Below are 19,716 nucleotides of genomic sequence, written 5' to 3' on the forward strand. Positions count from 1 at the left end.
GCGGAAAACGAGTAAATTAGGGAAATCTTATCCCTCATTTCGCATCTGTTCTTAAACTGGGTTATCGATATCGATAAACTCAACATCCAAGCCATGTTCTTTTGCTAACCACTCACCTAGTGCTTTCACACCATAGCGTTCAGTTGCGTGGTGACCCGCAGCAAAGTAATGAATATCTTGCTCACGAGCCGAGTAAGTTGTGCGCTCAGAAATTTCACCAGAGATAAATGCATCTATACCTTGAGAAGCTGCAAGCTCAATGTAATCTTGGCCACCGCCAGTACACCAACCTAATGTATCAATCATTTTATCGGCGTTCTCAGGAGCAATGTGTAGTGGCTTACGATTCAACACTTGATCAATTTTTGCTGCAAACTCAGCACCTGTCATTGGCACTTTTAATTTGCCAAACATAGCAACCGATTGTGGGTGCCCTTCCAAACCGCCTTCGACTTCTATCTCAAGTAACTCTGCCAGTTTGGCGTTGTTACCAAGCTCAGGATGAATATCAAGAGGAAGGTGGTAGCCCAATAAATTGATATCATTTTTGATCAACGTACGAATACGCTTACCTTTCATGCCGCGAATCGCTTCCGGCTCACCTTTCCAAAAGAAACCATGGTGAACTAACAAAGCGTCAGCCTTTAGCTCAACGGCTTTATTGATCAAAGCTTGTGAAGCCGTTACACCAGTAACGATTCGCTTTACCTCAGGAGTGCCTTCTACTTGAAGACCGTTTGGGCAGTAATCTTTAATCTGCTGTGGCTGCAGTTTTTCGTTAAGTAGCTTTTCTAATTGTAAGTTATTCATTTTTATTTCCAGCTTACCTTTATAATAACGTCGTTATATCAATTTACGGGTAGAATGTCGAAAGCCCTTCCACTCTGTTTCTAGAGAACAGATGACTGAAGTTTACGAGGAACCGATGACCGAACTGCAACGCTTTTACCAATGGGTGATTAGCTCACCACCGCTACTAGAAATCAAGCCGCCCATTTCTGATCTCACTGTGTTCTCAAATTACCAAAAGCTCGATGATGCCCATACTTATGATGGTAACCCTAGGTTAGGCTTCCTCTACCAACACCTATGTGAACAAGTCATCATCACTTCGGATAATTATTCAATCAAGCACGATGAGATCCAAATTAATGTTGAGGGAAGCACACTCGGCGCAATCGACTTTATCCTAGAAGAAACAAGCAACCAAAAATTAGAACACTGGGAAGTGGCAATTAAGTTTTACCTACTTCACGAGCAAACATGGTTCGGCCCGAATTCTCATGACCAATTAGACAAGAAGCTCGATAGAATGCTCAGCCATCAGCTCGGAATGTCCTCTTCATCAGCGTTTGTTGAGCAATATCCGGAGATCGATGTCGACTCAAAACACCTTTTGATTCAAGGTCGTCTTTATACCAACCCATTTCTAGAACAAAACGTACCTACGCAGTGTTTGGGCTACGACATTAACTCAAGCCAAGTAAACGGATTTTGGTGCTATCAAAATCAGGCTCACCAGATCACTGAACCACTGTATCCACTCACCAAAGAACAATGGGCCGCAGGGACGGATGATTTCAACAGCCAGCCTATCACCGAGTTCGGTGACCGCTTCGTCCATGGGCAAACTAAGTCGGGGAAATTCTGGTTTGTGATGCCGAAAAGCTGGCCACACGGTTAGCCGTCTAAGCTAACTCACTTACCTTTTCCCGCTTATCACACGCAACCAGCACAAATAAAAAGGGCTGATGTTTTAACATCAACCCGTCTATTATTTGCTTGATAACTCTATGAATCGTATTCGATTATAGACCTGCAGCGGCAAATACTTGATTAACAATCTCTTGAGCTTCTGCTTCGATCGCTTTTAGGTGTTCTTCACCTTTAAAGCTCTCACAGTAGATTTTGTAGATGTCTTCCGTTCCTGATGGGCGAGCAGCAAACCAACCGTTCTTAGTTGTCACTTTAAGACCACCGATTGCTGCACCATTACCTGGAGCATGCGTCAAACGAGCAGTAATCGCATCACCAGCAAGTGTTTCAGCAGAAACCATCTCTGGAGATAGCTTCTTCAGCACATCTTTTTGTGCACCGTTTGCTACTGCTTGAATACGGTTGTACTTAGATTCACCGTGTTTAGCAGCAAGCTCTTCGTAGTATTCTTGTGGGTTCTTACCAGTTACCGCTGTGATCTCAGCCGCAAGTAGGCAAAGAATTAGGCCGTCTTTATCTGTTGACCAAGGCGTACCATCTTTACGTAAGAAAGAAGCACCCGCACTCTCTTCACCACCAAAGCCAAACTGACCGTTGTATAGGCCATCAACGAACCATTTGAAACCAACTGGCACTTCACAAAGTTCGCGACCTAAGTCTGCTACTACGCGGTCAATCAATGCACTTGATACCAAAGTTTTACCAACTGCAACTTCTTTACCCCAACCTTCACGGTTACGGTATAGGTAGTCGATACAAACCGCTAGGAAGTGGTTAGGGTTCATTAGGCCTTTTGGCGTAACAATGCCGTGACGATCGTAATCTGGGTCGTTACCAAATGCTAGTGCGTACTCATCTTTAAGCGCAAGCAAGCCTGCCATTGCGTATGGTGAAGAGCAGTCCATACGAACCACGCCATCTTTATCTAGAGACATGAATTGGAAAGAAGGGTCAACCGCTTCATTTACCAAAGTAAGGTCTAAGTTGTACGCTTTACCAATTTGACGCCAATAATCAATACCGCTTCCGCCCAGTGGATCCACACCAATTTTGATGTTCGCTTTCTGGATAGCTTCCATATCAACCACGTTAACTAAATCAGCAACGTATGGAGTAACTAGGTCGACTTCTTTCACTAATTCAGACTGTTTAGCCTGTGCAATAGGCCTGCGTTTAACGCCTTGCATTTGCTCAGAAATAATAACGTTCGCACGATCTTCAATAGCTTGCGTTAGTTCCGCTTCAGCAGGGCCACCGTGTGTCGGGTTGTATTTGATACCGCCGTCTTGAGGTGGGTTGTGTGAAGGTGTGATAACAATGCCATCGGCTTTTTTGTCATTCACTAGGTTGTGCGTAAGAATCGCGTGCGAGATACCTGGTGTTGGAGTAAAGCCATTGTTTTCTTGAATAATAACTTCAACACCGTTCGCTACAAGTACTTCGATTACCGTAGAAAACGCAGGTTCAGATAGTGCGTGCGTATCTTTACCTAAGAAAAGTGGACCTGTTGTACCTTGCTCAGCACGCACTTCAGCCACTGCTTGGGCAATCGCTAGAATGTGGTTTTCGTTAAATGTTGATTTGTCAGCAGTACCACGGTGACCTGAAGTACCGAATAGTACTTTGTGATCTGGGTTAGTCGCATCCGGTTGCTGTAAGAAATAGTTAGCCACTAAAGCCGGAATATTATGAAGATCTTCCTGCTGAGCTTTTTGCCCAGCACGAGGGTGCATAGCCATTTTTCGACATCCTTATATATATAAAATTTAAAAACAAAAAAACCTCATAATATCTTCTTATCCATGGATATTATGAGGTTTAAATCAGATTTCGTTAAATTGAACCTGTTACTTTTTCGATCAATTCTGCTTGGAAATTCATGCGGCTCATAAGCTGCTCAACCATCTGTCTCTTGCGGCTAGTATTATTATTTGTAATAACCCAAAAAGGACTTTGTGGAATGGCTTTAGGCTTAGTCGTGTTGCCGTTTGCTAACAACGTCGCTTCGTTATCTGCAAAGTAAACACGCTTACGGCCTTTTACTTGAGTTGCTTCTGAAAAGCTTTCAGGGTCGATTTTATGCAGTGTTGATAACACCAACATGAAACGATCAATGGCTTTCTTTAGTGACGCAAACTCATCTGATATTAGTAGTGAGCGCATTTCTTTAACGCCATCGAACTTCTCTGGAGTAAAGCCTACCTCTTTGCTAACAACGATACCTTTCTGCTCTACGATCTCTTCGATCGGAGCCATGCCTTGGCTATCAACCTGTAACAAGCGGCGCAGAATATCTGAAGCGCTTTCGCCAATACGTTCTGTCTGACCCGCAATAAAACGGTATAGGTCCTCATCAACCTCAATTGTTTTCATTCGCTTTTCACAATCTCAATGTTTAAACTCAGGGGGATTATAGCGAGATCCGCGCGGATACTCTACGTCAAACCCACCATGAATAAGATAAAAATGTCAGTACAGCTCAACTATAAAATCGAAGGTGAGGGTCACACCATAGTTTTGATCCATGGATTATTCGGTAATCTGGACAACCTAGGCTTGCTGGCCAGGGATCTAAAAGTCGATCATCAGGTACTGAGTATCGATCTTCGTAACCACGGACAATCCTTCCACAGTGATACCCATAATTACCAAACGATGGCACAAGACGTCGCTCAACTGCTGAAAGATCTCGAGCTGAATGACGTCACTGTCATTGGTCACTCAATGGGTGGTAAAGTTGCCATGGCGCTCACCCAACATCTAGAGCTGTGCAAGCTGATTGTATTGGACATGGCGCCGGTCGCTTACACCCAAAGCCGTCACGATAACGTATTCGCCGGCCTACAAGCAGTAATGGAAGAAAAACCAGTATCTCGTGCCGAAGCACTTAAAGTGCTGGCCAAACATATCGAAATAGACGGCGTTCGTCAGTTCTTAACGAAGTCATTGTTTAAGTCAGAACAAGGCATTATGGAGTGGCGCTTTAACGTCGCATCTCTGCTCGCCAACTATGCACACATCATTGGCTGGGAACCGATCGACAAAACTTCGGTCAAAACCTTGCTAATAAAAGGGGGGGATTCTGACTACCTCACGGCTGAGCACCAAACTGCGGTCCAACAGCAATTTTCTAACGCAAAGGCGCACGTCATTGCGAATACGGGCCACTGGCTACACGCAGAAAAGCCAGCTGAAGTGCTAAGAACAATTCGAAAATTCATCGCTTAAGTGCGCTTTTTCATGCAGATAAATGAGAGCTGAGTAATCACTGCACATTAACTTTATCTCGTAACAGTGATATAGTGCGCCCAAGCAAAATTGGTATATAAGGTTCCCATGCTTTACGACTACATGAACATCATTGAATCTGTTGGTTTAGACCTCCTATTTGCCGCGATTTTCTTTTTAATCGGTATGGCAATTAAGGACGTTCTCAAGCAAGGAAATGTTCCTCCATTTGGTCGTCGCATTGTGTGGTTAGTACTTTTCCTTGGCTGTGCAGGTTTTATCGCCAAAGGGATAATCCAACTAAGCTGGGAAGGAACCGGAATCTAGCGATTCCCCTCCGAACTTTATTACACCGACAACAGACAAAATGAAAGGTAATGATTCTATGGCAAGTGTAGGTCTCTTCTTTGGTAGCGATACAGGTAACACTGAAGCTGTTGCTAAGATGATTCAAAAGCAATTGAGCAAACAGCTCGTTCACGTTCAAGACATTGCAAAAAGCAGCAAAGAAGATATCGATAACTTCGATCTACTGCTGCTTGGTATCCCTACGTGGTACTACGGCGAAGCACAATGTGATTGGGATGACTTCTTCCCAGAGCTAGAAGCTATTGATTTCTCAACTAAGCTTGTTGCTATCTTTGGTTGTGGTGACCAAGAAGATTACGCAGAATACTTCTGTGATGCTATGGGTACTATCCGTGACATCGTTGAAGCGAAAGGCGGTACTATCCTAGGTTACACTTCTACTGAAGGCTACGAGTTCGAAGCATCGAAAGGTCTAGTTGAAGGCGATGACAGCCAATTCGTTGGTCTATGTATCGACGAAGACCGTCAACCAGATCTAACTGATGAGCGTGTATCTAACTGGGTTAAACAAATCCACGAAGAGATGTGCCTAGCAGAGCTTGAAGACTAATTCTCTGGCAGTTGTCCATTGTTACAATTAGTGACAACTCTCTAGATATGAAAAACCTCCTAATTGGAGGTTTTTTTCTGTTCAATAGTTACCTATTAGCACTCTGCTTCCAGTGCTTCGTCATCATCTCTGAATTGCGGCTTCTTTCTGACATAAAGCGTACGCTGAATTTCTGAGACCACATTCCCCTGTTTATCTTTGACATAGATAATAAACTCAGGGAAACACTTCTCACCAAGTTGAGTCTGACGGTAAATCTCATCAAGCTGACCTTGGCTTATTTCAAAGTCTGCATACAGATCTGACTGACCAGGTTTGATGAAGTTAATGCTCGCCTCTTTGTCCCACACATAATACCTTTCACCTAGAATTCCCATTAACATCAATGAGTAAACAGGATCCGTGAGGGAAAATATGCTGCCGCCATACTGAGTACGATTGGCATTTTTGTTCCACCAGCGCAACTTAAGCACTGTTTTTACTACCCTAAAATCCGAACTAATATGGGCTATCTTTATCCCTGCTCCCCAAAATGGAGGCCAGATATTAAGAGCGAATTTTACGATGTTTGGTTTGTATATTTTTGCAAGTTGCTTATTCATAACAACATTCCGTGTTCATATTAGAATTACCACCACCTAAACTGGTCGTACCTCAACTATAAGTGAGATACTTCCAATTTACAAAACAGATTGTGATGTTGATTAGTAACCCTTTGAAGTTCGTGGTTTATTGTTATGCCTGACTAAACTATAATGGTATTAATATTGAATTCTGTTAATTGCTGCAGATCATCAACAGGAAAGTATATGTCAGACAATAATCAAGCGCTAAAAGATGCTGGTCTTAAAGTGACCCTCCCAAGGCTCAAAATTTTAGAAGTATTACAACAACCAGACTGCCAACATATTAGTGCTGAAGATTTATATAAAAAGCTGATCGACTTAGGTGAAGAGATCGGGCTTGCGACCGTTTATCGAGTATTAAACCAATTCGATGACGCTGGCATTGTAACTCGCCACCATTTTGAAGGCGGTAAGTCTGTATTCGAACTTTCAACACAGCACCACCACGATCATCTAGTATGTCTAGATTGTGGTGAAGTTATCGAGTTCTCTGATGATATCATCGAAGAGAGACAAAAAGAGATAGCGAAGCGCTACAACGTTCAGCTAACGAACCACAGTTTATACTTATACGGCAAAAGCATTAGCGGAGATTGCAAAGGCAATCCAGACGCACATAAAGCGAAGAAATAATACAGACGCTAGCTTAGGCCGGCGTTTTTTGTATAGGGCAGAAAGTCCGCTAGATTGTTCTTTAGATCCACGAATTATTCAGAAACAAAAAAAACCGGCTCTAAGCCGGTTTTTTATTGGGTCGCTTTTAACAAACTAAGTTCTCAAGCATCAAGCTTCAGTTTTACCCCAAGTGTCACGTAGACCTACCGTGCGGTTGAAGACTAGTGAATCTGCTTTAGAGTCTTTCGAGTCCACACAGAAGTAACCTGTACGCTCAAATTGGAAACCTTGCTCTGCAGCAGCTTCCGCTAGGCTAGGCTCTACAAAACCGTTCAACTTAACCAGAGACTCTGAGTTAATCGTTGCAGCGAAATCATCCGCAGCAGCAGGGTTTTCAACAGTAAATAGACGGTCGTATAGACGAATCTCAGCTGGCAGTGCTTTATCAGCAGATACCCAGTGGATAACACCCTTCACTTTACGGCCATCTGCTGGGTTCTTACCTAGCGTTTCGTCATCGTAAGAACAGAAGATAGTTGTAATGTTGCCTTCCGCATCTTTCTCGATACGCTCAGCTTTAATTACGTAAGCACCACGTAAACGAACTTCTTTACCTAGAACCAAACGCTTGTACTTCTTGTTTGCTTCTTCACGGAAGTCATCACGCTCAATCCAAACTTCACGAGTAAACGGTACTTCACGAGTGCCCATTTCAGGTTTGTTCGGATGATTAGCAACCGTTAGTGTTTCTACTTTGTCTGAATCGTAGTTTTCAATCACAACCTTAACCGGATCTAGAACAGCCATTGCACGCGGTGCATTTTCGTTCAAGTCATCACGGATACAAGACTCAAGTGAACCGAACTCAATCATGTTCTCTTGTTTAGTCACACCGATACGCTTACAGAATTCACGAATAGACGCAGAAGTGAAACCACGACGACGTAAACCAGAGATAGTTGGCATACGTGGGTCATCCCAACCTTGAACTAGGTTTTCAATCACAAGTTGGTTTAGCTTACGCTTAGACATCACCGTGTATTCAAGATTCAGACGGCTGAACTCATACTGACGAGGTTGGCAATCGATCGTAATATTATCTAGAACCCAGTCGTACAAACGACGGTTGTCTTGGAATTCAAGAGTACAGATAGAGTGTGTAATACCTTCCAGCGCATCAGAGATACAGTGAGTGAAATCGTACATTGGGTAAATGCACCATTTGTCACCTGTCTGATGGTGGTGAGCAAAACGAACACGGTAGATAACAGGATCGCGCATTACCATGAATGACGAGCTCATGTCGATCTTAGCACGTAGACACGCTTTACCTTCTTCAAAGCCACCGTCACGCATTTTTTCGAATAGCGCTAGGTTTTCTTCAGGGCTGCGGTCGCGGTATGGGCTTGCTTTACCTGGCTCTTTTAGCGTGCCACGGTATTCGCGGATCTGCTCAGGACTTAGCTCGTCAACGTACGCTAAGCCTTTATTAATTAATTCCACAGCATAAGCGTAAAGCGTATCGAAGTAGTTTGATGAGTAACAGATGTCACCAGACCATTCGAAGCCTAACCAGCTTACATCATTCTTAATTGACTCAACGTATTCAACGTCTTCTTTTTCAGGGTTTGTATCATCGAAACGAAGATTACATTGTCCCTGGTAGTCCTGAGCAATACCAAAATTCAAGCAAATAGATTTAGCGTGACCGATGTGCAGGTAACCATTTGGCTCCGGCGGGAAACGAGTATGCACGCTACTGTGTGTACCATCCGCTAAATCTTTATCGATAATTTGGCGAATGAAATTCGATGGACGAGCCTCAGCTTCACTCATCTATAGCACCTCTATGTATTTAGTATTGTCAGAGAAAGTTATCTTCCCTCTCCTAGCAAAACGCCACTTTTAGCGCCAACCCTAGGTAGAAAGATCATTGTTGCTAATCATCCACAATTCTTAGCCTTTGCACAATAAGAACCATCAGTTAATTGCGATTATTTCTGCTATTCGATGAAGAATAGAACGAACCTTCTCACTTGTCCTCAAGATGCAGATACAAAAAAGCCCCCCAGATGGGAGGCTTTCAATTTGACACTTACTTGAGAGTATTAATTACTGCTCAGTTAAGTACTTCCTTACTATGGAAGTTTTACATCAGATAGGTCTTCACCAGCACCGATAGCTTTCATTTCGCCAGCTACGATTTCAGCAAGAGGGCCTAGGATAACTTGCAGGTTGTTTTCACCTAGCTTAACAACACCTTTAGCACCTAGTTTCTTAAGAACTGCCTCGTCAGCAACAGAGCGGTCTTTAAGCGTTAGACGTAGACGTGTAATACAAGCGTCGATTGAAGTTAGGTTCTCGTGACCACCTAGAGCTTTCAGGTATTGACGTGCAAGGTCGCCCTTTGGTGCGTCGCCAGCAGGAGCTGCAGCAGCTTCGTCATCATCTTCACGACCTGGCGATTTCAAGTTGAAAGCGCGGATTGCGAAAGAGAAAGTGAAGAAGTATAGAGCACCGAAACCAAGACCGATTAGTAGTAGTACAAATGGTTTAGTTGCTAGACCCCAGTTCAATACGAAGTCGATAAGACCAGCAGAGAAACCGAAACCGTGTAGAGTACCAAACATGTTAGCAACAACTAGAGACAGACCCGTGAATACAGCGTGCATTGCGTATAGAGCAGGAGCTAGGAATACGAACATGAATTCTAGCGGCTCTGTGATACCTGTTAGGAATGAACAGAATGCTACTGAGAATAGTGCACCACCAACTTGGCTACGTTTTTCAGCAGGGGCTGCTAGGTACATTGCAAGTGCTGCACCTGGTAGACCGAACATCATTACTGGGAAGAAACCGTTCATGAATACGCCAGCGCCTTTATCGCCACCGAAGAAACGGTGTAGGTCGCCAGACTTAACAGTGTCAGTTACTTCTTTAACAACAGTAGTGATTTCTGGAGTTACAGAGTTAGCGAATGTGAATGTGTGCTCTTGGCCAACAACTAGAGTTTTAGCTAGTGATGGGTCAACACATAGTTGAGTGATGTTAGCGAATGCGCCTTGACCAGCAACGATGATTTCTTGACATGTACCCATACCGAACCAGAAGTACGAGTTCAATACGTGGTGTAGACCTACAGGGATAAGTGCACGGTTAAGAGTACCGTAAACGAATTGACCGATAGCGCCAGACGTTGATACTGCGTGAGCCAGTGCGTCTAGACCAGATTGAACACCAGGCCAAACCACACCAGACACGGCACCTGCAACAAGTGCAAATAGACCAGCCATGATTGGTACTAAACGTTTACCAGCGAAGAATGCCAGCCACTCAGGAAGGCGTGTAGCATGGAAAGCGTTGTAAGAGTGACCTGCGATGATACCTGCGAAGATACCGCCGAAGAAAGACATGTTAACGTCAGCGTTAATTGTTGTTGCTGTCGCTGTTAGAACGAAGTAAGCAACTGCACCAGCAAGACCTGCTGCGCCGTTACCGTCTTTAGAAAGACCAATCGCGATACCTAGACCAAATAGCAATGGTAGGTTATTGAAGATAGCACCACCAGCTTGCGCCATAAATGGAATATCAAGTAGATCGCCTTGACCTAAACGTAATAGAAGCGCCGCAATCGGAAGCGTTGCGATAGGTAGCATTAAGGCCTTACCTAGCTTCTGTGCATATCCTAGAATATTCACCAGTTGTTTCCCCCTATAGGATTTTTTAGAATTCGTTTGAGAAACTTATTTTAGTCGCTCAATTTAGTCCTATTCAGTGTATTCAATTAATTTTGCTCCGCAAATTAAAACCTTACCATTTGTGATCGTAATCACCAGTTTTCACCAAATCCAGAGGTTTTTGCTAGCGAGATCATAAAACTTATTTTATCATTCAAAAAAATGAACATTTATAGATAAAATCCAAATCTAACTATTGGGTCAAAAGTGAGTTATTTTCGGCATTAAAAGCTAGCTAACTTACTGATATTTTTAACCCAAACTCATAAAAACAATGAATTGTTCACATATTTTTCAAACACTTAAAATTGCTTCCCACTTTGAAGCCGTTTGCCCATAAAAGTTAAATCGTTACGTAAATGATGCTCGCAAACTAAGTCAACATTTAGGTAACGAACGAATTTAAAAGATCTGACGAAATAAGGATTAGCTGACTATGTACGCGCTAAGTAACTGTAAAATTTACACTGGTAGTGATGTTCTAACCGATCATGCTGTAGTAATCGAAAACGAACTGATCAAAAAAGTCTGCCCTATCTCCGAATTACCAGAAGGTATCGAGGTTCGTGAGCTAGACGGTGCAAACCTAAGCCCGGGTTTCATTGACCTACAACTGAACGGTTGTGGTGGCGTGATGCTGAACGATGAAATCACTGCAGAAACAATGCAGATCATGCACAAAGCAAACCTAAAATCAGGCTGTACTAGCTTCTTGCCTACTCTGATTACTTCTTCAGATGAAGACATGCGCGCAGTTATCACAGCAGCTCGTGAATACCATAACCAATACCAGAACCAATCTTTAGGTCTTCACCTTGAAGGTCCATACCTAAACGTTGCGAAAAAGGGCATTCACAGCGTTGATCATATTCGTAAGTCTGACAGCGAGATGATTGAGCTTATCTGTGAGAACAGCGACCTTGTTGCGAAAGTAACACTGGCTCCCGAGCTAAACGATCCAGAGCATATCGAACGCCTACACAAAGCTGGTGTTGTGGTTTCTATCGGTCACACCAACGCAACTTACGCAGAAGCGCGTCAAGGTTTTGAATCGGGAATCACGTTTGCAACGCACCTATTCAATGCAATGACCCCGATGGTCGGTCGTGAACCGGGGGTTGTTGGCGCTATTTACGATACACCAGAGGTGTACGCAGGCATCATCGCCGACGGCTTCCACGTTGATTACGCAAACATCAGAATTGCGCATAAAATCAAGGGAGAAAAGTTGGTATTAGTGACGGATGCCACAGCTCCTGCAGGTGCTGACATGGAATACTTTATTTTTGTCGGTAAGAAAGTATATTACCGAGATGGTAAGTGTGTTGATGAAAACGGCACACTGGGCGGCTCAGCTCTGACTATGATTGAAGCAGTTCAGAACACAGTTGAGCACGCTGGTATCGCTTTAGACGAAGCTCTTCGCATGGCTACACTATACCCAGCTACGGCTATCGGTGTAGAAAGCAAGCTAGGTCGAATCAAAAAAGGCATGGTTGCAAACCTAGCTGTATTTGACCGAGACTTTAACGTTAAAGCGACTGTTGTTAATGGACAATACGAGCACAATTAAGTATGAATGGCGGACAAATAGGTAACGTAGACTTAGTTAAACAACTAAACAGTGCGGCGGTATACCGACTTATAGACCAACAAGGGCCTATCAGTCGCATACAAGTGGCTGATGTAAGCCAACTCGCACCGGCAAGTGTTACAAAAATTACCCGCCAACTTTTAGAGCGCGGCCTAATTAAAGAGGTCGCGCAGCAAGCGTCTACTGGCGGTAGACGCGCTATCTCCCTGACCACAGAAGTAGAACCTTTTCATTCTGTCGCTGTGCGCTTAGGCCGAGACTACATTCAAATAAGCCTGCATGACCTTGGTGGTCGTGAGTTGGCTTTCCAGCAGCAAGACCTGAATTATTCCGACCAATCAGACCTGACTCAAGGTTTAGTCAATAACTTGAAGGCTTTCATTGCTGAACATCAACCAAAGATCGACCAACTGATTGCCATTGGAGTTACTCTTCCAGGCTTGGTTAACCCTACGACAGGTGTCGTTGAGTACATGCCAAACACAGACATCGATAACCTCGCATTAAGCGACATTATTCGCGACACATTCCATGTTGCTTGCTTTGTTGGAAATGACGTTCGAGGAATGGCACTTGCTGAGCACTACTTCGGTGCAAGTAAAGACAGTCAAGATTCTATTTTGGTCAGTGTTCACCGTGGTACGGGTGCTGGTATTATCGTTAATGGTCAGGTTTTCTTAGGTCATAACCGTAACGTCGGTGAAATTGGTCATATCCAAATTGATCCGCTAGGTGAACAGTGCCAATGTGGTAACTTCGGTTGTCTTGAAACAGTAGCAGCAAACCCTGCGATCGTTGAGCGCGTGCAGAAGCTGATTAAACAAGGTTATGAGTCTTCTTTAACCGAACTTGAGCGTATTACTATTCAAGACGTTTGCGACCATGCAATGAATGGTGACGAATTAGCTAAGCAGAGCTTGGTTCGAGTAGGAAACCAGTTAGGTAAAGCGATCGCGATGACGATCAACCTATTTAACCCTCAAAAAGTGATCATTGCTGGTGATATTACTAAGGCACAAGAGATTGTTTTCCCTGCAATTAAGCGCAATGTAGAGAATCAGTCGCTAACGACTTTCCATAGCGGCCTGCCTATTGTAGCATCACAGATCGATAAACATCCTACGATGGGAGCTTTTGCTATGATCAAGCGCGCCATGCTCAACGGTGTGTTACTGCAGAAGCTACTTGAAGATTAAAGAACAATAATTCTGATTTTCCGCGGGCCGTGTTTGTAAAAACACGGCCCGTTTTTTTAAGCTAGGGAACAACAACAAGTTATGGAACTTATATTAATATCCACTGCGTTTATCGCAGGATTTATTGCTTTAAAGTGTCACCTTCCCCCATTAGTTGGTTTTTTGGTTGCAGGCTTTGGGCTCTTTGCCTTTGGCTTTGAAACCAATGACACCATCATTACTTTAGCTGACCTTGGTGTCACGCTACTTCTATTTACTATCGGCTTAAAGCTTGACATCAAAACCCTACTCTCTAAAGAGATCTGGGCTGGCGCGACAATCCACAACCTTTTGTCCACTCTGTTTTTCGCCGTAGCCCTGTTTGGTTTTAAGTTCTTAGGTATTTCATCACTAGCCGCTATGTCGGTAGAACAGATCGTTCTGCTCGGTTTTGCTCTTTCATTCTCTAGTACAGTATTTGCGGTTAAGACTCTGCAAGAAAAAGGTGAAATGAATGCAACCTACGGAACGTTGGCGATTGGTATCTTGGTTATGCAGGATATCTTCGCCGTTGTATTCCTAACGGCTTCTACGGGAAAAATCCCTGAGTGGTATGCGATTGCTCTGTTTGCCCTGCCCTTATTGCGCCCACTGTTCTACAAAGTGCTCGATTGGGTGGGTCATGGTGAGATGCTAGTTCTGTCCGGCATCTTCTTCGCATTAGTTGTCGGTGCTGGTTTATTCCATTTGGTTGGTGTTAAACCTGATCTAGGTGCTCTAATCCTAGGTATGTTACTTGCAGGTCACCCAAAAGCCTCAGAGTTATCAAAATCGCTGTTTAACCTTAAAGAGCTTTTCCTTGTCTGTTTCTTCTTGAACATTGGTTTGTCAGAGCAACCAACCATTCAAGGCTTTATGCTTGCAGTCTTGTTCTTGTTGCTGTTGCCAGTGAAAGGTGTTCTCTACTTCTTGGTACTCAACCGCTTCAAGTTCCGTGTTCGAACATCTCTACTCGCCTCTCTATCACTTTTTAACTACAGCGAATTTGGCCTCATCGTTGGTGGCCTCGCCTTCAAGATGGGTTGGATGTCGGGTGATATCCTGGTTGCGGTAGCTATTGCTGTTTCACTGTCGTTCTTAATAGCTGCACCTTTAAACCGAGCTGGTCACAAACTTTATCAGCAGTCAGGTAAATGGTTGAAAGAGCATGCGTCAGAAAAACTTCACCAACGTGATAAACGAATTGACCCGGGTCGGGCTCAAGTGCTTATTCTTGGTATGGGACGAATTGGTACCGGTGCTTATGACGAATTACGTTCTCGCTACGGCAAAGTCAGCCTAGGTGTCGAAGTTCGTGAAGAAGCCGCACACAACCACCGAAGCCATGGAAGAAACGTGATTTCTGGGGACGCGACCGATCCGGATTTCTGGGAACGAATTCTAGATACAGCAAACGTAAAACTGGTGATATTGGCAATGCCTCACCACCAAGGTAATCAAACCGCTTTAGAACAATTAAAGTCACGTAATTTTAAAGGCCAAATTGCGGCTATTGCTGAATATCCAGATCAACTCGTAACACTAAAAGAGAATGGCGTTGATGCAGCATTTAACATTTACAGCGAGGCTGGTAGTGGATTTGCTCGCCACGTTTGCGAACAGTTAAATCCAAATATCAATAAAATCTAGTATTAGACCGTGTTCAACTAAACCTCTCAAAACTGCCTATTTTTCGCACTTTTGAGAGGTTTTTGTTTAAAAAACCAACCGTAATTAAACACCACACACCAAAACCACATAAAAATTAGATAATTTCTAACATAACACCCTTTATATTATTTTTTTGCTCACATCCGGTTGCTTTTTTTAGCCAGAATGGCAAATTGAATGCAATTGATTTGGAAATTATTTAAAAGGAAGTTCTATGTGTTCAGTATTTGGCATTCTCGACATTAAAAGTGATGCCGCAGCACTTCGCCCTATTGCTTTAGAAATGTCTAAAAAGCTTCGTCACCGTGGTCCAGACTGGTCTGGTATCTATGCTGGTGAAAAAGCAATCCTTGCTCATGAACGTCTTGCTATTGTTGGCTTGAACAGTGGTGCTCAACCACTATACAGCCAAGACAAAAAGCACATTCTTGCAGTGAATGGTGAAATTTATAACCACAAAGAACTTCGCGCACGCTATGAAGATAAATACCAGTTCCAGACTGATTCTGACTGTGAAGTTATCCTAGCACTATACCAAGAGATGGGTGCAGACCTTCTAGAAGAGCTTAACGGTATTTTCGCATTCGTTTTATACGACGAAGAAAAAGACGAGTACCTAGTGGGCCGTGACCATATTGGTATTATCCCGCTTTACCAAGGTTACGATGAGCACGGCAACTACTACGTTGCTTCAGAGATGAAAGCGTTGGTTGAAGTATGTAAGACGATCAGTGAATTCCCTCCTGGTAGCTTCTACTCTTCGAAAGATGCAGAACCTCAACGCTACTACATCCGCGATTGGAACGAGTACGCTGCGGTACAAGGCAACAGCACAAGCAAAGAAGACCTGACGGAAGCACTAGAAGCAGCGGTGAAACGTCAACTAATGACTGACGTACCTTATGGTGTACTTCTATCTGGTGGTCTCGATTCATCAATCACTTCTGCAGTCGCGAAACGCTTTGCGGCAATGCGTATTGAAGATGACGAACAGTCTGAAGCTTGGTGGCCACAACTACACTCATTTGCAGTTGGTTTAGAAGGTGCACCTGATCTTATCGCTGCTCGTGAAGTGGCAGACAAGATCGGTACCGTTCACCACGAGATGACATACACCATTCAAGAAGGTTTAGATGCAATCCGTGACGTTATCTACCACATCGAAACCTACGACGTAACGACAATTCGCGCGTCTACGCCAATGTACCTACTTGCTCGTAAGATCAAAGCAATGGGTATCAAAATGGTACTGTCTGGAGAAGGTGCTGATGAGATCTTTGGTGGTTACTTGTACTTCCACAAAGCGCCAAACGCAAAAGAGTTCCATGAAGAAACAGTACGTAAACTGCTGGCTCTGAACATGTTTGACTGTGCTCGTGCGAACAAATCGCTGGCAGCATGGGGCGTAGAAGGACGTGTACCATTCTTGGACAAAGAGTTCATCGATGTGGCAATGCGCTTAAACCCAGAAGACAAGATGTGTGGCAACGGTAAGATGGAAAAACACATTCTACGTGAGTGTTTTGAACACTATCTACCGGATTCAATTGCATGGCGTCAAAAAGAGCAGTTCTCTGATGGTGTCGGCTACGACTGGATTGATACGTTGAAAGCAACCGCTGAAGAGAAAGTAACGGATAAGCAAATGGAAACTGCTCAATTCCGTTTCCCATACAACACGCCGACGACTAAAGAAGGCTACGCTTACCGCGAAATCTTCGAAGAGCTGTTCCCGCTCGAATCTGCAGCGGAGTGTGTACCGGGTGGTCCATCTGTCGCTTGTTCATCAGCGAAAGCCATTGAGTGGGATGAGTCGTTCCAAAACTGTGTAGACCCATCAGGTCGTGCGGTTCAAGCGGTTCACAACGACGCTTACAACGCGTAAACGCTCAGGCAAATTCGAAATACTAAAAAAGGCGCATTATGCGCCTTTTTGTTTTAAGTCTAGATGTAATAATTCTTATCACAGAGTTAAGTGTGTGCTTGTAGTGCCTCGTTTTCGATACTGACTGGCACCACCTGACTGATCATCTTCACTAACATGATAGAACGAGCCTCACCGTCTTTCTGGTGGAAAATCGCCTCAATACCAGCAAACTGACCGCTATTAATTTTCACAACTTGACCAGGTTCGAACTCAACACAGCAATCTTCAGTTTCATTGCTGCAATACTTCTCAAGTTGTTTGAGCTCAAAAACCAAGTCACCTTGCACTTCATGTGGTAGTGCTCCAAACTTAATAAAGTCCACTGCGCCGCGCGTTGAACGAACAGTAGTAAAACTCGGCCCTTGTTCATAATCAAATCGAACAAAGACGTATGAAGGAAATAGCGGTTCTTTGACCACCTTTTCTTTCCCTCTAACCACCTTTTCGACTTCTATTTGTGGGTAAAAGCACTCTACCCCTTGATTCTCTAAGTGCTGCTGAGCGCGTTTTTGATCGCCACGCTTACAGTAGAGTAAATACCAACGTTTCATTTAACTAGCCATTTTCTATTTTGTGGACATTTTACCACAAGCCTAATACGGTTTAATTGCTATTAACTAAATGAATCTTAATCGCCGTAAAATTATGCGTAGCAAAGCAATTTATCAACAAAAAATTATAGATATAAAAATAATTAAGCATTGTACAGAGTTCTATTGTCGATCAAAAGGTGCGCTACTATGACTGCATATACATTCAAAAAACAAAATACAACGTTCCCTTTAAGGGGAGTAGGATACATAAAACTGATGACTGGAGCTTTTATGATTCAAAAATATTTTTAATGAGATCATTTAACAATCAACTCAAATTTGGAAAATTAGTTTGCAGCACGAACTTTAAGGGCAACACCACCAATAAAGAATATAATTTTCAAACACTTACAGTGAAAAAGTTATCGTTACTATAAAATACATCTATTGCAGATGTTTACCCCACTCTGTATACATAAGTGCCTATAAAATCTTTTAATAACTAAAATTAGTAAAACTTATGCCAAGCAATCACAACATCTTTGGCCACCCTAGAGGCCTATTTCTACTTTTCAGCACAGAGCTATGGGAACGTTTCTCCTACTACGCTATGCGTGCGATTCTTGTTTTATTCTTAACAGACACAACGATCAACGGCGGATTGGGCTGGTCGACAAAAGACGCGCTTGACCTTTACGGTATCTACACAGGTTTAGTTTACATCACGCCTTTGATCGGTGGTTGGATTGCCGACAACTACCTAGGGCAACGTAAGTCGATTTTTATTGGTGGCGTGTTAATGGCACTTGGCCAATTTACACTAGCTCTACCAAGCGGCTTTATGGGCTTAGACCAAGTAAGTGCACTTTACCTAGGTCTAGCACTGCTTATCAGTGGTAACGGCATGTTTAAGCCAAACATCTCGACTATGGTTGGTGACCTTTACCAAGATGGTGATAACCGTCGTGATGGCGCATTTACTATTTTCTACATGGGAATCAACTTAGGTGCACTATTAGGTGGCCTTATCTCTGGTGCTGCAGCTGAGTCGTATGGCTGGAAAGCAGGTTTCCTAGCGGCTGGTATTGGTATGCTTATTAGCCTTGTGATGCAAATAACCATGGCGCAATCATGGTTAGGTGATATTGGCCGCGAACCTGCAGCCAAGCGTGACCTAGCTCTTAAGCAATCTGCGAGAAAAGAACCACTGACCAAAAAAGAAATTGACCGCATCAAGGTTATCCTTGTTATGAGCCTGTTTACTATCGTTTTCTGGGCAGGTTTCGAACAAGCTGGTGGTCTAATGAACATCTACACGCAGCAATACACAGATCGTATGATTGGTAGTTTTGAAGTTCCTGCAGCGTGGTTTCAATCTCTGAATCCATTCTTCATTATTACTCTGGCACCTGTATTAGCCGTTCTATGGGTGAAACTGGGTAAACGCGAACCTAACTCACCGATGAAGTTTGCTTTCGCGATGTTTTTCCTAGCTCTAGGTTTCCTATGTATGGTTGGTGCCGTTATGGAACAAGGTGGCGACACTGCGGTTAAAACATCAATGCTATGGCTAGTCGGCGCATTCTTCTTCCACACACTGGGCGAACTGTGTCTGTCTCCTATCGGCCTATCGTTAGTCACTAAACTCGCACCGCTGCGTCTTGCTTCACTTATGATGGGAGCATGGTTCGGCTGTAACGCGATTGCAAACTACGTCGCAGGTTATGTTGGCTCTCACGTTGGTGAGTTGGGTGCACTGGCTATCTTCAGTGGTATTGCAATTACAGCAACAATCAGCGGCATCTTACTGCTTCTTTGTGCTGGTAAGCTTGTGTCATGGATGCACGGTGTAGAGAGCAACATGACACTAGAGTCTGAACCAAAAGAAGAGCGCACTGCAGAAACTTCTGTTGCCTAATATCTAATTTCGTCCAGT

The 19,716-nt window shown here is 43.6% G+C and carries 17 protein-coding genes; 10 read left to right on the top strand and 7 right to left on the bottom strand.

Annotation, left to right across the window (positions count from 1 at the left end; translation table 11 throughout):
- Positions 1 to 51 precede the first annotated feature (51 nt).
- Complete coding sequence (locus L1D11_RS08120; RefSeq protein WP_239833049.1) at positions 52 to 810, bottom strand: Nif3-like dinuclear metal center hexameric protein; 759 nt, start codon at positions 808 to 810, stop codon at positions 52 to 54.
- Between the two features lie 115 nt (positions 811 to 925).
- Here L1D11_RS08120 and L1D11_RS08125 point away from each other — a divergent pair, with 115 nt between their 5' ends.
- On the top strand, positions 926 to 1,684 hold the full coding sequence (locus tag L1D11_RS08125; RefSeq protein WP_239833057.1) for a DUF1853 family protein: 759 nt from the start codon (positions 926 to 928) through the stop codon (positions 1,682 to 1,684).
- A gap of 124 nt (positions 1,685 to 1,808) precedes the next feature.
- Here the strand turns inward: L1D11_RS08125 and pgm are convergent, their stop codons facing one another.
- Both pgm and seqA read right to left on the bottom strand, forming a co-directional pair.
- Positions 1,809 to 3,455, bottom strand: coding sequence for a phosphoglucomutase (alpha-D-glucose-1,6-bisphosphate-dependent) (gene pgm, locus L1D11_RS08130; protein ID WP_239833050.1), 1,647 nt, complete (start codon positions 3,453 to 3,455; stop codon positions 1,809 to 1,811).
- Between the two features lie 94 nt (positions 3,456 to 3,549).
- Positions 3,550 to 4,089, bottom strand: coding sequence for a replication initiation negative regulator SeqA (seqA, locus tag L1D11_RS08135; RefSeq protein ID WP_239833051.1), 540 nt, complete (start codon positions 4,087 to 4,089; stop codon positions 3,550 to 3,552).
- Between the two features lie 93 nt (positions 4,090 to 4,182).
- Here seqA and L1D11_RS08140 point away from each other — a divergent pair, with 93 nt between their 5' ends.
- The 3 genes from L1D11_RS08140 to fldA all read left to right on the top strand — a co-directional run bounded on the left by L1D11_RS08140 (position 4,183) and on the right by fldA (position 5,863).
- A complete protein-coding gene (locus L1D11_RS08140; RefSeq protein WP_239833052.1) occupies positions 4,183 to 4,944 on the top strand; it encodes an alpha/beta fold hydrolase in 762 nt (253 codons plus the stop codon).
- A 108-nt stretch (positions 4,945 to 5,052) separates the two neighbouring features.
- The gene (locus L1D11_RS08145; RefSeq protein ID WP_004737900.1) at positions 5,053 to 5,271 is read left to right on the top strand and encodes a DUF2788 domain-containing protein; all 219 of its coding nucleotides are present in this window, start codon (positions 5,053 to 5,055) and stop codon (positions 5,269 to 5,271) included.
- A gap of 58 nt (positions 5,272 to 5,329) precedes the next feature.
- A complete protein-coding gene (gene fldA / locus L1D11_RS08150) occupies positions 5,330 to 5,863 on the top strand; it encodes a flavodoxin FldA (protein WP_239833053.1) in 534 nt (177 codons plus the stop codon).
- 95 nt (positions 5,864 to 5,958) lie between these two features.
- Here fldA and L1D11_RS08155 read toward each other — a convergent pair whose 3' ends face one another.
- Complete coding sequence (locus L1D11_RS08155) at positions 5,959 to 6,465, bottom strand: DUF4442 domain-containing protein (protein ID WP_004737898.1); 507 nt, start codon at positions 6,463 to 6,465, stop codon at positions 5,959 to 5,961.
- Between the two features lie 207 nt (positions 6,466 to 6,672).
- Here L1D11_RS08155 and fcrX point away from each other — a divergent pair, with 207 nt between their 5' ends.
- Positions 6,673 to 7,122 (top strand): ferric iron uptake transcriptional regulator FcrX, encoded by a 450-nt coding sequence (fcrX, locus tag L1D11_RS08160; protein ID WP_239833054.1) that lies wholly within the window; start codon positions 6,673 to 6,675, stop codon positions 7,120 to 7,122.
- 150 nt (positions 7,123 to 7,272) lie between these two features.
- Here the strand turns inward: fcrX and glnS are convergent, their stop codons facing one another.
- Positions 7,273 to 8,940: a glutamine--tRNA ligase gene (gene glnS, locus L1D11_RS08165; protein ID WP_239833055.1), complete on the bottom strand. Its 1,668-nt coding sequence runs from the start codon at positions 8,938 to 8,940 to the stop codon at positions 7,273 to 7,275.
- A 302-nt stretch (positions 8,941 to 9,242) separates the two neighbouring features.
- On the bottom strand, positions 9,243 to 10,802 hold the full coding sequence (gene nagE, locus L1D11_RS08170; protein ID WP_345772744.1) for an N-acetylglucosamine-specific PTS transporter subunit IIBC: 1,560 nt from the start codon (positions 10,800 to 10,802) through the stop codon (positions 9,243 to 9,245).
- A gap of 475 nt (positions 10,803 to 11,277) precedes the next feature.
- On the opposite strand from nagE, the gene nagA reads away from it, so the two are divergent.
- From nagA to asnB, 4 genes are all read left to right on the top strand, one after another.
- Positions 11,278 to 12,414: an N-acetylglucosamine-6-phosphate deacetylase gene (gene nagA / locus L1D11_RS08175; RefSeq protein WP_239834632.1), complete on the top strand. Its 1,137-nt coding sequence runs from the start codon at positions 11,278 to 11,280 to the stop codon at positions 12,412 to 12,414.
- A gap of 2 nt (positions 12,415 to 12,416) precedes the next feature.
- Positions 12,417 to 13,631 carry an ROK family protein gene (locus L1D11_RS08180; protein ID WP_239834633.1) on the top strand — a complete coding sequence of 405 codons (1,215 nt, stop codon included), beginning with the start codon at positions 12,417 to 12,419 and terminating at the stop codon, positions 13,629 to 13,631.
- Positions 13,632 to 13,712: 81 nt separating this feature from the next.
- A complete protein-coding gene (locus L1D11_RS08185; RefSeq protein WP_239834634.1) occupies positions 13,713 to 15,299 on the top strand; it encodes a cation:proton antiporter family protein in 1,587 nt (528 codons plus the stop codon).
- 235 nt (positions 15,300 to 15,534) lie between these two features.
- Positions 15,535 to 17,205, top strand: a complete 1,671-nt coding sequence (asnB, locus tag L1D11_RS08190) for an asparagine synthase B (protein WP_239834635.1) — start codon at positions 15,535 to 15,537, stop codon at positions 17,203 to 17,205.
- 86 nt (positions 17,206 to 17,291) lie between these two features.
- Here the strand turns inward: asnB and rfaH are convergent, their stop codons facing one another.
- Positions 17,292 to 17,798, bottom strand: coding sequence for a transcription/translation regulatory transformer protein RfaH (gene rfaH, locus L1D11_RS08195; protein WP_239834636.1), 507 nt, complete (start codon positions 17,796 to 17,798; stop codon positions 17,292 to 17,294).
- 502 nt (positions 17,799 to 18,300) lie between these two features.
- On the opposite strand from rfaH, the gene L1D11_RS08200 reads away from it, so the two are divergent.
- On the top strand, positions 18,301 to 19,698 hold the full coding sequence (locus tag L1D11_RS08200) for a peptide MFS transporter (protein ID WP_239834678.1): 1,398 nt from the start codon (positions 18,301 to 18,303) through the stop codon (positions 19,696 to 19,698).
- The last annotated feature ends 18 nt before the right edge of the window (positions 19,699 to 19,716 follow it).

Origin of the sequence: Vibrio sp. Isolate32, from assembly GCF_022397955.1 — a bacterium.
GTDB lineage: Bacteria > Pseudomonadota > Gammaproteobacteria > Enterobacterales > Vibrionaceae > Vibrio.